Genomic DNA, 13,591 nt, shown 5'->3' on the forward strand with positions numbered 1-13,591 from the left:
ATCCTCCTCGCCGAAACCGTATCCGTATCCGTAACGGCCCGGTCACGGCGTCTCCGTGACCGCTACCGCGGCCCAGGATCAGCTATCGCGGAAGGCGTCGGCCAGTGCTAGTTCCGGTACCGGAACACGATCCGGCCGCGCGTCAGGTCGTACGGCGGGAGCTCCACCAGCACCCGGTCCTCCAGCATGATCTTGATGTAGTTCTTGCGGATCTTCCCGCTGATGTGCGCGAGCACCCGGTGGCCGTTCTCAAGCTCAACGGTGAACATGGCGCTGCGCAGGCACTCGACGACCTTGCCCTCGACTTCGATGACGTTCTTGTCCTTCGTCATCGCACCAGCTCCAGGTTGCTGCTCATCGGCCGGGCGCCGATGCCCTGGAACAGCGCCGAAGCTGCCCGGTTGGACTCGTGGACTTCGGTCCACGCCTCGGCGGACCCGGAGCGGTGCAGCGTCTCCAGCGCGTGGGCGAGGAGCGCCCGCGCGATGCCGCGGCGCTGCTCACCGGCCCGGACCGCGACCAGCCCGATGCGCGGCCGGTTCACCGTCACCACCCGGATCAGGCCCAGGTAGCGGTCCGGTGCCGCGGCCACCGCGTACTTCGACGGATCGACGATGGTGTCGCCTTCGGGGCGGGGAATGACCTCCGCGGGCATCGACCGCCACCCGACGGTCGCCTCGACTTCGTCACGGATCGCGCGGTCCACCGCCCGCAGCAGACCCTCGTCCGCCTGACCGGCGGGCACGATCGTCACGCCCGGAGGCGGCAGGACCGCTTCGAGCCCCGTGACCCGCGGGCTGGTCGGCACGGCGTACTCCCACTCGCGGCGCCGGACCGTGAATCCGGCCCGCTGCCAGGCGGCCGTCAGCTCGGCGTCGGCTTCGTCGACCACCGTGTACAGCGGGGCCGACAGCTCGGCCAGCATTGCCTCGGCGAGCTGGTTGAAGGCGGCGTCGTGCCAGGCGTCGATGCTGACGAACAAGCGACCGTCGGGCCGGTACTCCGCATATCCGCGGCCGACCACCAGGTCGTCATCCAGTGCGTGCCATTGCCTGTCCGCGACGCGCGTGACCGTCACCGCGTTCTCGCTCAGGCCGGATGAGAAAGGCTTCGTGTTCAAAGGCTTCGTGTTCATCGGAATTTCCTTCCAGGAGTGCCTCGATAGCAGGCGCTCCTGGCGACACCGAACGTCAGCCGCCGGACCGTGACGGAGTGAGGGAGCACCCATGGGTAACTGCGTTCACGGTGCTCACCTCCCTACGACGATTTCACGGTCCACCGCGAAAGTAGCAACGGGGTGCTGCCTCGCTCAAATCCTTTTACGAGCTCTCAGGCCGGGGAGCACGTCAAGCCGTGACCCAGGTGCCGGTCACCGCCACCGTGGTGACGCCGGGGCCGAAGGCGATGACCAGGCCCTGGTCTCCGGGGTGCGGCGGGTCGGCGAAGGTCTGCTCCAGGACGTCGAGGACGACCACGCTCGCGGTGTTGCCCCGCCGGGCGAGGGAGTTCTCGCTGAGCTCGAACATCGCAAGCGGAATGCCCAGCCCCTTGCTCACCTCGTACATGATCCGGGGGCCGCCCGTGTGGCTGATGAGGAAGTCGGGCTGCGGCGCGAGGACGGACGTGTTGGCGCGCAGCCACTTGTCGAGGAGCGGCATCGACTCGGCCACGACGCGGGATATCCGCGGGTTGGTGTCGAAGTGGAAGCCGAGTTCGTCGACGTCGTAGGAGATGTGCCGCAGCGTGTCCGGGGCGAGGTCCTCGTAGGCGGCGTCGAGCCGCAGTCCGGGCCGGTCGTCGCGGACCACGCAGGCCGCGGCCGCGTCGCCGAAGAGGGCGGTCGAGACGAACGACGCGATGCGGTCGTCGCCCGGCTGGTAGGAGAGGGAGCACAGTTCGACCGCGACGACCAGGGTGACGGATCCCGGGTGGGCCAGGGACAGTTCCCGGGCGCGCGCGAGCGCGTACGCCCCGCCGGCACAGCCGACCTGGGTGAAGGCCAGCCGCCGGGCGTCGCGCCGTAGCCCGAGCCGGCCCGCGATGCAGGCGTCCAGCCCGGGGAGGAGGTAGCCGGTGCACGAGACCAGCACGAGGTGGTCCACCTCGTCCGGCGTGGTGTCCGCTTGCGCGAGGGCGCGTTCCGCGGCGCCGGCGCCCAGCGCGGTGCCGGCCGTGGCGTAGCGGCGCATGCGTTCGCCGAAGGTTCTCGGGCGCGTCACGGTGTCGAAGGGGTCTATGAGCGATCTGGTGCGTACTGAGGTGTTGCGCATGAGGCCGAGGGCGGACCGGATCCTGGGGTGGCCGGCGTGCAGCTTCGCCATGTGGGCCACGACCTCGTCGAGCGTGGCGGAGTGCTCGGGCAGGCTTAAGGCGGGACGGCAGACGATGGACATGCTTCTCCTCGCTCCGGCATCGGAAAGATCAAGCTCTGCGAGCGAGCCAACCACGGGCGATCGGCCACGTCACCCGACGAAGGGTTACAAGATCTTTACGGTGGTGCGTCCGCGCTCGGCCGGGCGTTAATCCAGTGGCAAATTACGCGGTCAGTGGCTTGGATACGCCCCGTGAACTCTGCTAATGATGATGATCGTCGCGAACTGCCGGCCCGGATCGAGCAGTACTACGACGCGGTGCCCCGGTCGGGCGCCCGCGCCGAGGACTTCGGGCCGTTGACCCTGTTCGTGCGGGAGGGCCGGGGCTGGCCCTTCTACGCGCGCCCCGCGCTCGGGTGGTCCGGGCCGGTGAGCGCCGGCAACGTGGCCCGGGTCCGCGCCCGGCAGCGCGAACTGGGCATCCCGGAGAGCTTCGAGTGGGTCGCCGAGACCACTCCTGCGCTGCGGGCCGCGGCCGAGGAGGCGGGGCTCACGGTGCACGAGCACCCCCTGATGGCGCTCGGCCCGGACGCGCCGCCGCTCGCCCTTCCCGAGCCGGCCGCCGGCCTGGAGCTGCGGATCGTCGGGCCGGAGGATCCCGTGTTGCCGAGCGCGCTGGCCGTCCCCCACCTGGCCTTCGCCGACCCCGGAACCCGTACCGGCACGGCCGGCACGGCGGAACTGCGCGAGGCGACGCGCGCCGTCGCCGCGGACGGGTCGGTGGAACAGATGGCGGCCCGCATCCGGGCCGGGCTGACGTGTGTTGCCGCAGTGGTCGAGGACGGCCTGGCGCTGTGCTCCGGCCAGCACCAGCCCGTCGGGCCGGTCAGCGAGATCGTCGCGGTGGGCACCCTGCCGGCGGCGCGCCGCCGCGGCCTCGGGCAGGCGGTCACGGCGGCGCTGCTGGCCGACGCCCGGTCGCGGGGCGCCGGGACGGTCTTCCTGTCGGCGGGCGACGAGGACGTCGCCCGGATCTACGGCCGCCTCGGCTTCCGCCGCGTGGCCACGGCCCTGATCGCCGAACCGCCGGCCGGGGAGTAGAGGGCCTCCCCGCCCGGCTCCTCGGGATCCCTGCCGCCCTCGTCAGCCGAGGGGCCCACAGAGGGCCGTGAGGACGGGGGCGGCGGCCAGGGCGAGGAGGGCCCAGGCGGTGAGGACCCGGCGGGAGGCCCGGGCGGGGGAGGCGGACGCGGCCGGCCGGAGCGCCGACCAGCAGCGTTCCGTCTCCCGCCGCTCCCGGGCGAGTTCCGCGCGGGCCCGGGACCGCAGCAGGATTCCCGCCGCGACGCCGCCTCCCGCCACGGCGCACAGCGCCGGCCACGGCACCGGGGTGAGCAGCAGCAGGCCGACCGCGGCGAAGGCCGTCCACGCGGTGACGCAAGCCCAGGCGGTGAGCCGCCGGGAGCGCGGGCGGTCGTCGCCGGCACGGAGGTCCGCGACCGCGGGCAGGTACCAGGTGCTGCCCGAGAGGCAGACCGCCAGCGCGCCGACCGCCAGGACGGTGTGGGACATGTGCGCTCTCCTGGGGATCAGGGGGGGAGGGGCGGTACAGGGGGTCAGCGGGGGCCGTGCTGCGCCGTTTCGAGTGCGGCGACTTCGGGGTGGTGCAGGTCGAACGCCGGGGATTCGGAGCGGATGCGCGGCAACGCACGGAAGTTGTGGCGCGGCGGCGGGCAGGAAGTGGCCCATTCCAGGGAGCGGCCGTAGCCCCACGGGTCGTCGGCCCCGACCTTCTTGCCGTACTTGGCGGTCTTCCAGATGTTGTACATGAACGGCAGGATCGACAGGCCCAGCAGGAAGGAGCTGATGGTCGAGATGGTGTTGAGTGCGGTGAAGCCGTCGGCCGCCAGGTAGTCCGCGTAGCGGCGCGGCATGCCCTCGGCGCCCAGCCAGTGCTGCACGAGGAACGTGCCGTGGAATCCCACGGTGAGCGTCCAGAACGTGATTTTGCCGAGCTTCTCGTCCAGCATCTTGCCCGTGAACTTCGGCCACCAGAAGTGGAATCCGGCGAACATCGCGTAGACGACCGTGCCGAAGAGCGTGTAATGGAAGTGCGCGACGACGAAGTACGAGTCGGAGACGTGGAAGTCCAGCGGGGGCGCGGCCAGGATGACGCCGGTCAGACCACCGAAGGTGAAGGTGATCAGGAAGCCGGTGGCCCACAGCATCGGGGTCTCGAAGGACAGCGAGCCCTTCCACATGGTGCCGATCCAGTTGAAGAACTTCACACCGGTCGGGACCGCGATCAGGAACGTCATGAAAGCGAAGAAGGGCAGCAGCACGCCACCCGTGACGTACATGTGGTGCGCCCACACCGTCACGGACAGGCCGGCGATCGAGATCGTGGCCGCGATCAGGCCCCAGTAGCCGAACATCGGCTTGCGGGAGAAGACCGGGATGACCTCGGACACGATGCCGAAGAACGGCAGCGCCAGCACGTAGACCTCCGGATGGCCGAAGAACCAGAACAGGTGCTGCCACAGCAGCGCGCCGCCGTTGGCCGGGTCGAAGACGTGCGAGCCGAATTTGCGGTCCATTTCCAGGGCGAACAGCGCGGCCGCCAGCACCGGGAACACCAGGAGGATGAGGACGGCGGTCAGCAGCACGTTCCAGGTGAAGACCGGCATGCGGAACATCGTCATGCCGGGCGCGCGCATGCAGATGATGGTGGTGATGAAATTGACGGCACCGAGGATGGAGCCGAAGCCGGACAGGGCCACCCCCATGATCCACATGTCGGCGCCGACGCCGGGGGAGTGCACCGCGTCCGACAGCGGCGCGTACGCGAACCAGCCGAAGTCCGCGGCGCCCTGCGGGGTGAGGAAGCCGGCCGCGGCCGTCAGGGAGCCGAACAGGAAGAGCCAGTAGGCCAGCATGTTCAGCCGGGGGAACGCCACGTCGGGCGCGCCGATCTGCAACGGCATCAGCCAGTTCGCGAACCCGGTGAACAGCGGCATCGCGAAGAGCAGCAGCATCACCGAACCGTGCATCGTGAAGGCCTGGTTGAACTGCTCGTTCGACAGGATCTGCGTTCCGGGCCGGGCGAGCTCCGCCCGCATGAGCAGGGCCATGAGGCCGCCGATGAGGAAGAACGCGAACGCCGAGACGAGGTAGAGCGTCCCGATCTTCTTGTGGTCGGTGGTCGTCAGCCACTCCACCACCGTGCTGCGGGGCGCCTTGACGGCCCTTCCGCCGGCCGTGGGGCGCCCGTCCGCGGACACCCTCCCCTTCGTACCCACCGTGTCCACTGGTCGGGGACCTCCGCTCTCGTACTGCTGAAGACGGCGGCCGGGAAGGGCTGATCCGGGAGTCCGGGGGTCCGGGGTCCGGGGAGGGGGGGCTCCTCCCGGCCGCTGTCACATGATCAGCCGAGGCGTGCGGGTGCCGGAGGGGCCGGACAGGCCCTGGACCTGGGGCCATTGGTCCCGGAGGGCGCGGCCCCGGGCTCGCGGACGGCGCCGGCCGGCCAGAAGACCGTCACCGGGATGCCGCGGGCGCGGGCGTAGGCCACGAGGTGCGCCGTGGCGTCCCGGCCGTCGGACGGCGAGCCGTCCCAGAGCGCCACCACCTGCCGGCACGACCTGATGAGCTGCTCGTCGGCGCTCACGGAGGCGTCGCGGTCGGCCGGGTCGTACGGCAGCAGGAGCACGTGCTCGGCCAGCACCAGCAACTCGCCGGCCGCGGTCCGGTCGTACGGGGGGAGCGCGGCCGCGCCCGGCGCCGGCGCGGGCAGCAGCACGACGAGCTTGCGGCCCGCCTCGCGCACGGCCCGCCCCACGACCACGGGCAGGCCCGCTCCGGCACGCACCAGAACCGACGCCCCGGTGGTGCAGCGCTCCAGCAGATGGCGCAGTTCGGCGGCGAGCGACGTGCCCGCGGCCAGGTCCCGGTGCCCCACCACAGCGATCACCAGTCGACTCCGTTCTCTCGATTCACTTCAACTTGGTCGGTTCACTTGGCGCAGGGATTGATGCAGGGATTGATGCCGGGCCTGATGTCGCGGATTGATTGCAGGGACGGCACACCCGGCCGCCCCGCCAGAAGATCGTCCGCAGTGCCCGGCCGGAAAGGGCCGAACGGCCCTGATCACCGTGACGGGCGGCCGTCAGCGTCCGCGCACCGGCCCGTGGCGGGCGGCACGGCCCGTGAACACGCGGTTGAGTGGACTGGCGGGGCGCCGCGGAGCAGCCTGGAGTCATGGGCTCGCTCATCCGCTCACCTCCCCGGCCGGATGCGGGCACCCTCGGACGGGGCCTGTTCACGCTGGGGCAGTGCCTGCCGTTCGCGCTCGCCCTGGTCGTGGTGGGCATCGAGTTCTCGCCCGCCCACTTCCTGTACACCGGCCCGATCCTCACCGCGACGCCGGCGCTGGCCGCCGTGACCATGGGCCCCAGAGGCACCCTCGCCGCGGCGGCGCTCGCGGTGCTCGTGAGCGTGTGCACCGCGACGTACAACCAGGCGTGGGGCAGCCAGCAGGTCTACACCAACTTCCTGGCGCTGTTCCTGGTGTCGGTCGCGAGCATCACGACGAGTAGCGCCGTGCGCACGCGCAGGCAGAACGAGCTGGAACAAGTGCGCCGCATCGCCACGGCGGCCCAGGAGGTCATCCTGCGGCCCGTGCCCGACCGGCTCGGCACGGTCCGCGCCGCCAGCCTGTACCTGGCGGCCGAGAAGGGCGCGCAGATCGGCGGCGACCTCTACGAAGCCGTGCAGACCCGGTACGGGATCCGCCTGCTTGTCGGGGACGTCCGCGGCAAGGGCCTGCCCGCCGTGCGCGCCGCCGCGGCCGTACTGGGCGCCTTCCGGGAGGCCGTGCACTACGAGGACGACCTGGCGGAGGTCATGGACCACTGCATGGCCTCGCTGCGGCGGGAGTGCGCCGTACCGGGCGCGTTCAGCGAGGAGGCGCTGGCGGAGGGATTCGTCACCGCGCTCGTGGCCCAGGTGCCGGACGACCCCGTCGTCGAGATCGTCAACCGGGGCCACCCGCCCCCGCTCCTGCTGCACAAGGGCGAGGCGCGGACCCTCATGCCCGCCTCGCCGCAGCCGCCGCTCGGCCTGGAGGACCTCGTCATCGGCATCTCCGAGGCGGAGACCTTTCCCTTCGGCCCCGGCGACCGCCTGCTCCTGCACACCGACGGCGTGATCGAAGCTCGCGACCGCGACGACGGGTTCTTCCCCTTGGCCGCGGCCATGGAAGCGGTCCACCTCCGCGCCCGCGACCCGGAGGAGTTCCTCGACGGGCTGCACGAGGAGCTGCTCCGGCACACCGAGGGCCGTCTGGCCGACGACGCGGCGATGCTCCTCATCGACCGGTACGAGGAGGAAGGCCATCCCGGCGGCGCGGTGGCCGACTGACACCGCGGTGCTAAGGGGCCGGCTGTCCGTACGGGTCGGGCCGGCTGTCCGTACGGGTCGGCCGTCGTACGGATCGGCCCCGGTACGGAAATCACCCGACTGCCCGGGCGACGATCAGGCCCGCCGCAACGGCAGCGTGCTGAGCTGGGAGCGCGCAGAGGCCGGGCGAGCGCCAGGGAGAGATCGTGACGGACGCCGACGACATCGACCGGCAGGACATCCGGGTGGCCGTCGTCATGAACGGCGGCGTCAGCCTGGCCGTGTGGATCGGCGGAGTCGCCGTCGAACTCCACCACCTGGCCATGGCCCGCCGCTGGGACCAGGCGGTCTACCGGCCGCTCCTCGACCTCCTGCACGCCGACGCACGCGTGGACGTCATCGCCGGGACCTCCGCCGGCGGGCTCAACGGCGCGTTCCTGGCCCTGGGCCTGGCCCGCGAACGCGACATCGGCTCCCTCTGCGGCCTGTGGCGGGACAAAGGCGACCTGGCGGTGCTCCTCCAGGACCCGCTCCGCCGCCGCGTGCCCTCGCTCCTGAAGGGCGACTACTTCCTCGACGAGCTCCGCAACGCCCTGCGCCGCGTCCTCGCGTCGCCGCCTCCCGCCGGCACCGGGGGCGAGCAGGCCGGTGACCGGCCCGTGGAGCTCATCCTCACGGGCACCCTCTGGCACGGCCGGAAGAGCTCCTTCTCCGACGACATGGGCGTACGGATCACCGAGGCCGACCACGACGCCCGGTTCCTCTTCGCCGCGGACGGCGGGGATACGGACCCGGCCGGCGACCTCCGTGACGACACCGTCGTCGACCGGCTCGCCGTCGCCGCGCGCTGCTCCTCCTCCTTCCCCGCGGCGTTCGCACCGCAGTGGGTCGCCGTGTCCCCCGAGCAGGGCCCGGCCGAGGGGCCTTGGCCGTCGACGGCGGGCCGCGCCACCTTCCGCGCTTCGCAGCACGTCGTCGACGGCGGCATCCTGCTCAACAAGCCGGTCCGGCCCGCCCTGGAGGCCGTCTACCGCCGGCCCGCGCAGCTACAGGTCCGCCGGCTCCTGACCTACGTCGTGCCCGACCCGGCGGAAGAACCGGCGACGGCCCCTTCCGTAGAGGCCACCTCCGCACAGGCCCCCTCCGTACCAGGCCCTTCCGCACAGGCCCCTTCCGGGACCGCCCCCCCGCCGCCCGACGCCCCCAGCGCCCCGGACGTCCTCCTCGGCGTGCTGACCCGGCTGAGGACCACCGACTCCGTCTCCCGCGAACTGACCGAGATCCAGGACCGCAACCGGGACGTCCGGCAGCGCCGCCGCGCCCGGGACCGGCTGGCCTCCGCCCTGACCGCCACGGCGGGGACCCTCTCCGAGGCGGCGTGGCAGGGCTACGTGGAGAGCCGGGTGCAGTACGCCGCCGAGACCATCGCCCGGTGGATCGCCGCGGGGCAGCCCACGGCACGCGCGGGCCGGTGGAGCGAACGGCAGATTGCGGACTGCCTGCGCCGCGTCCTCGCGGACAGGCGCACACGACCGGAGTCGTTCATCCCGCGCGGGGAGTCCACCGCCGGGGCCGTCGACCGTACCGGCGCCGAGTGGGACTGGGGGCAGACCACCGTCCGCAGGCTGCGCGACATCACCGTCGACGTCCTCAAGCGGGCCGTCTGGCTCGCGCCCACAGGCTCGCCGCAGCGCGCCGCGATCGTCGCGGAACGCGAGCGCGCGAGCGAGGTGTTCAAGGACGTCCAGGCCGACTGGAGCGAGCTGGAGGCCCACTGGTCCGCCGCGGGAGCCGGCCTGCCGTCTTGCACGTACGACGGGCTCGGCCGGGCGACACCGGACAGCCTCCGCGCCCTGGCGGCATGGCTGCGCCGGACCCTCGCCGACCGGGACGGCTCCCCGGAACCCGGCTCGCCCGGCTTCGCGGCACGGCGGGAGCGGTCGTACGCCCAGGCCCGGGCGCTCGCCGGATGCCTGGAGAACAGCGCGACCGCCCTGCGGGACGTCGCCCGGACCGGCAACGCCGTCGTCGACCCCGACGGCACCGAGCGCGCTCGCCTCCGGGCGCTGACCGGCTTCCTGCTCGGCCCTGGCGAGAACGACGAGAAGGACGAGAACGACGTCCTGCCCCGGATGCTCCGCCTGGAAGTCGTGCAGGAGGCGTACGGCGGCGCCCACCGCGACGCCGAGCAGGAGGTCGAGCTGGTCCAGGTCTCGTCGCACCACCCCGACCTGCTCACGGGCAAACAACTGCACCACTTCGGCGCCTTCTACCGCGCGTCGTGGCGGGTCAACGACTGGATCCACGGGCGGCTGGACGGCGCGGCGCACCTGGTACGGATCCTGCTGTCGGCCGAGCGGCTGCGGCAGGTCTGGGCCCGGGACGACGGCGCCGCCGCGGGCGCCGCGGCCGACCGCCTCGTCGCGCTGCTCCGCGACTGCGCCGTCGACGGCGCCGAACCGGCCGACCGGGCCTGGCTGGAGGAGACCTGGCGGCAGCAGTACGCCTCCGCCTGCCAGGACTTCGTCCGCGAACGGATCGTCCCCGCCGCGCCCGGGCCGGTATCCGAGCCCGAGCCGGTATCCGCACCTGAGTCGGTATCCGCACCTGAGTCGGTATCCGGGCCCGAACCGGTGTCCGAGCCCGCGCCCGAGGGTGGTGGCGTGCAGGACGACCCCCGGCTGGGCCTGTGCGTCGAGGCCGTGACCCACGCCCTCCACACGCGGATCCTCCGGCAGGAGCTGCCCGCACTGGCCGACGCGGTCCGCGCCGAGGGCGACGGCAGGCCCGCGGGCAGTACCCGGTGGCTCGCGGGGTACGACGCGGCGACGGCCGGCGCCGGAGCCACCGGCCGGACGGTGCCACCCACGGTGCTGTGGCAGCTGTGGGAGAGCGCCCACCTGATCGGCAGCCAGCGGATCGGCGAAGAAGCCGGCGGCGACCTCCTCGCCACCACGGCGGCGCAGGCCGCCGCCGTGACCGCCGGCGCCCTCGGCACGCTGTCGCGGGTCAAGGCGGTCGGCGCGGTGCTCGGCGCGCTCCGCGGCTACACCCTCGCCGTGTGGGCCATGGTCCGGTTCCTGACCCGCCCCGACAACTTCGGCAACCGCGTCGTGCAGCTCACCGTGGCCGCCGGGGCCGTCCTGCTGGCGGTGTCCCTGTTCGTCCCCGGCCTGCCGGTGGTCTTCACGCTCGCCGGCGTGCTCCTGCTGCTCGCGGGCTGGTCGGCCGCCGCGCTGCTGACCCGCGAGACGCGCCGCGTGGGCCGGAGGCTGGCCCTCGTCACGGGGTTCGTCGTGCTCGTCGCCGCGGGATACGTGTACACGCGCCTGCACGACCCGCACGCGCGGGAAGGGCTGTGGAGCCTGGCGGTCAAACTGGGCGCCGCGCTCCTCGTCGTCCTCCTGGGCGTCTTCCTCGCCCGCACCCCCGAGCCCCGCGCCGCCGCGCAGCGGCGCCGGAACCCCCCGCCGCCCGCCTGAGGGCTTCTGCCGCGACCTCTCCGAGCGGCCACGCGCGGCTACGTGCGGCTACGCGCGGAGCAGGAATTCGGTGAACGCGGCGAGGAGATTCTGGCCGGTGAGCGGTTCCAGGAAGAGGAACTGGCCCTGGGGATTCACCTCGAACCAGACGGTTTCCCCGCGGTCGGAAATCTTCAGGTCCATCACTCCGGTCCGCAGATCCAAAGCCTCCAGCAGGGCGATCAATTGCTTTTGCAGGGCCGCGTCGATCCGGTGTGCGGAGATGGGCACGTTGATGTCCGGTCTCCAGTCGAGAGCGTCCGTCTCGATCAGCGCGGCGTGGATGTCCGTACCGAAGCAGTTGACGCGCAGATGCGCCGTACCGGGAATGAATTCCTGGTAGAGGCTGGGGACTGCACGGATCTGGGCGTCGGAGATCCTGTCCAGATCGGCCGGCCGCGTCGCGAGGAAGACGCGGCTGCTGTTGAGTGCCGCCTTGATGATGACGCGGCCGCCGTGGCGCCGGTGGAAGGCCCGTACGGACGCCGGGTCGTTCGACAGGAGCGTGTCCGGTACCCGGAGGCCCAGGCGCCGTGCGACGTTCAGCTGGTGGAGCTTGTCCGCGGCGCGGTCCGTGGCCTCCGGGGAGGAGACCCAGGTGCCCGTGAACGAGCCGCGGAGGAACGACCGCAGGGTCGCCTTGCAGTTGGCGTTGACGAAGTGCACCTGGTCCTCGTCGAGGGCGCCCTCGGGAAGGCGCTGGTCGAGGGAGGGCCTGCGCCACCACACCGTCGAGACCCCGGCGGTCTCCACGCGCCCGCCTTCGGTCTCCAGGAACGGCTCACTGCCGAACCCGGAGGTCAGCAGGTGATCGCGGAGCCGGTCGCAGGCCAGGAGATGCACGGGGAATCCCCTGGCCGCGAGCTCCCGCCGGACGGCGAGCGCGTGCAGGTCGTTGGTGTTGCTGACGATGAGGACGCTCTTCCGGGCCATCGGCCGCTGCACCATCGATCGGCTGCGTCGCCGAGGCCGTCAGTCTTCCGCGCTGTCGCCGGGGATGGTCGTCGTTCCGGCGGTCGCCAGATGTACGTCATCCATCGAAACCCCGAATTCGGCGCCCAGTTGTTCTTCGTACGCCGTGACACGGCGGTTCGGAACCTGACCGCCCCGCGGTTCTTCCGCTTGGAGGGCGAAGATGGCGGGAGGCTCCAGGGCTGATGCCTTCATGGCTCCCCACTCCTTTGCAGCAGGTGTTTGAAAGCAAAGTAGCACCGCATGCGGAGAAGCGGGAGGATGAAATTTCCTACTGCATTTGAGGATAAAAAGAACGGCAGCCCGGCAAGCGGGATTTCAGCCGACGGTGATTTCCAAGTCGCCGGCCGTGGTGACCCTGGCGGACAGGGCGGTGAGGTCGGCGACCGAGGCGTCCGCGTCGAGTTGGTCCGGGCGGTGCGTCGTCGTCAGGGCGATCGTCGCCATGCCGGCCGCGCGTCCGGCGGCCAGTCCCGCGGGCGCGTCCTCGACGACGACGCAGCGGGCCGGGTCGAAGCCGAGGCGCTCGGCGGCCAGCAGGAACGGCTCCGGGTGGGGCTTGAAGCGGGTGATGTCGTCGTCCGACGTGATGAGGAACTTGGGGTGGATGCCCACCTGGCCCAGGCGGGTCCCGGCCACGCGCCGGCTGCTGGAGGTGACCACGGCCCAGCGGTCCTCGGGCAGCGAGGCCAGCAGCGCGAGGGCGCCCGGCACGGGCACGACGCCGCCGGCGAGCGCGTCGGCGACCTCCGCGTCGATCAGGCGGCGGAGCCCCTCGGCGGCCTGGTCGGCGGGCAGGAGGGCGGCGACGATCTCGGCGGCCGGGCGGCCGTGCACCTCGACGCGGGCCATGGCCTCTTCGAGCGTCATGCCGTACGACTCGGCCCAGCGGCTCCAGACGCGCTTGACCGACCGCAAAGAGGAGACCAGCGTCTCGTCGCTGTCGAACAGGAGGGCATCCGCCGGGAATCGCATGGCTGGGAGCGTACATGGCGGCCGGTCGCCCGATGCGTGCCGCCCCGGCCCTTGACTCCCCACCCCGTCCGTCTGTACGGGACCGGGCAGCTCTCCACGCGGGCCACGTTGCCCCGAGACGGCATGGGCGCAATCTTGGATCCAGATGCCCTGCCTCAGCAGGTCGCCGACCTGTTGAGGTTTTCCGGGGCGCTGAACATCGTCCAGGTAGACCGCATCGCGGTGGCAGCCGGCGTGTCGAGTGCGGAACTCATGAGTGTCGACACCTTTGATCCACGGCAGTCCCGACGATCTGCGCAATCCATGGGCTTCGGGTATCCGAAACGCGTACTGCGGACGGAACCTGACGAGTCCGTAACTCTGGCTGCCCTCGGGGCTGGCGCTGCGGAGGTTGCCACCCACCTTGCACAAGTG

Annotated in this window: 12 protein-coding genes; 3 read left to right on the plus strand and 9 right to left on the minus strand. The window is 71.9% G+C overall.

Annotation, left to right across the window (positions count from 1 at the left end; translation table 11 throughout):
- Positions 1–107: 107 nt before the first annotated feature.
- From infA to D7231_RS00325, 3 genes are all read right to left on the minus strand, one after another.
- Complete coding sequence (gene infA / locus D7231_RS00315; RefSeq protein ID WP_120752849.1) at positions 108–332, minus strand: translation initiation factor IF-1; 225 nt, start codon at positions 330–332, stop codon at positions 108–110.
- The gene (locus D7231_RS00320; protein WP_120753362.1) at positions 329–1,120 is read right to left on the minus strand and encodes a GNAT family N-acetyltransferase; all 792 of its coding nucleotides are present in this window, start codon (positions 1,118–1,120) and stop codon (positions 329–331) included. The genes infA and D7231_RS00320 overlap by 4 nt, the downstream gene beginning before the upstream one ends.
- 226 nt (positions 1,121–1,346) lie before the next feature.
- On the minus strand, positions 1,347–2,393 hold the full coding sequence (locus tag D7231_RS00325) for a type III polyketide synthase (RefSeq protein WP_120752850.1): 1,047 nt from the start codon (positions 2,391–2,393) through the stop codon (positions 1,347–1,349).
- A 171-nt stretch (positions 2,394–2,564) separates the two neighbouring features.
- Here D7231_RS00325 and D7231_RS00330 point away from each other — a divergent pair, with 171 nt between their 5' ends.
- The gene (locus D7231_RS00330) at positions 2,565–3,413 is read left to right on the plus strand and encodes a GNAT family N-acetyltransferase (RefSeq protein WP_120752851.1); all 849 of its coding nucleotides are present in this window, start codon (positions 2,565–2,567) and stop codon (positions 3,411–3,413) included.
- Positions 3,414–3,455: 42 nt separating this feature from the next.
- On the opposite strand, the gene D7231_RS00335 is transcribed toward D7231_RS00330, so the two are convergent.
- From D7231_RS00335 to D7231_RS00345, 3 genes are all read right to left on the minus strand, one after another.
- Complete coding sequence (locus tag D7231_RS00335) at positions 3,456–3,884, minus strand: hypothetical protein (RefSeq protein WP_199739276.1); 429 nt, start codon at positions 3,882–3,884, stop codon at positions 3,456–3,458.
- Between the two features lie 44 nt (positions 3,885–3,928).
- Complete coding sequence (gene ctaD, locus D7231_RS00340) at positions 3,929–5,620, minus strand: aa3-type cytochrome oxidase subunit I (protein WP_435844789.1); 1,692 nt, start codon at positions 5,618–5,620, stop codon at positions 3,929–3,931.
- A gap of 116 nt (positions 5,621–5,736) precedes the next feature.
- Positions 5,737–6,282, minus strand: coding sequence for a nucleoside 2-deoxyribosyltransferase (locus D7231_RS00345; RefSeq protein WP_241999482.1), 546 nt, complete (start codon positions 6,280–6,282; stop codon positions 5,737–5,739).
- 287 nt (positions 6,283–6,569) lie between these two features.
- On the opposite strand from D7231_RS00345, the gene D7231_RS00350 reads away from it, so the two are divergent.
- Positions 6,570–7,730 (plus strand): PP2C family protein-serine/threonine phosphatase, encoded by a 1,161-nt coding sequence (locus D7231_RS00350; protein WP_120752852.1) that lies wholly within the window; start codon positions 6,570–6,572, stop codon positions 7,728–7,730.
- A 185-nt stretch (positions 7,731–7,915) separates the two neighbouring features.
- Positions 7,916–11,191, plus strand: coding sequence for a patatin-like protein (locus D7231_RS00355; RefSeq protein ID WP_120752853.1), 3,276 nt, complete (start codon positions 7,916–7,918; stop codon positions 11,189–11,191).
- Between the two features lie 48 nt (positions 11,192–11,239).
- Here the strand turns inward: D7231_RS00355 and D7231_RS00360 are convergent, their stop codons facing one another.
- The 3 genes from D7231_RS00360 to D7231_RS00370 form a co-directional block, all read right to left on the minus strand.
- Positions 11,240–12,163: an MvdC/MvdD family ATP grasp protein gene (locus tag D7231_RS00360; RefSeq protein WP_147449659.1), complete on the minus strand. Its 924-nt coding sequence runs from the start codon at positions 12,161–12,163 to the stop codon at positions 11,240–11,242.
- A gap of 39 nt (positions 12,164–12,202) precedes the next feature.
- Positions 12,203–12,397 carry a hypothetical protein gene (locus D7231_RS00365; protein WP_120752855.1) on the minus strand — a complete coding sequence of 65 codons (195 nt, stop codon included), beginning with the start codon at positions 12,395–12,397 and terminating at the stop codon, positions 12,203–12,205.
- Between the two features lie 123 nt (positions 12,398–12,520).
- On the minus strand, positions 12,521–13,177 hold the full coding sequence (locus D7231_RS00370; protein WP_120752856.1) for an HAD-IA family hydrolase: 657 nt from the start codon (positions 13,175–13,177) through the stop codon (positions 12,521–12,523).
- Positions 13,178–13,591: the final 414 nt, after the last annotated feature.

It is taken from the genome of Streptomyces klenkii (assembly GCF_003626645.1).
Lineage (GTDB): Bacteria > Actinomycetota > Actinomycetes > Streptomycetales > Streptomycetaceae > Streptomyces > Streptomyces klenkii.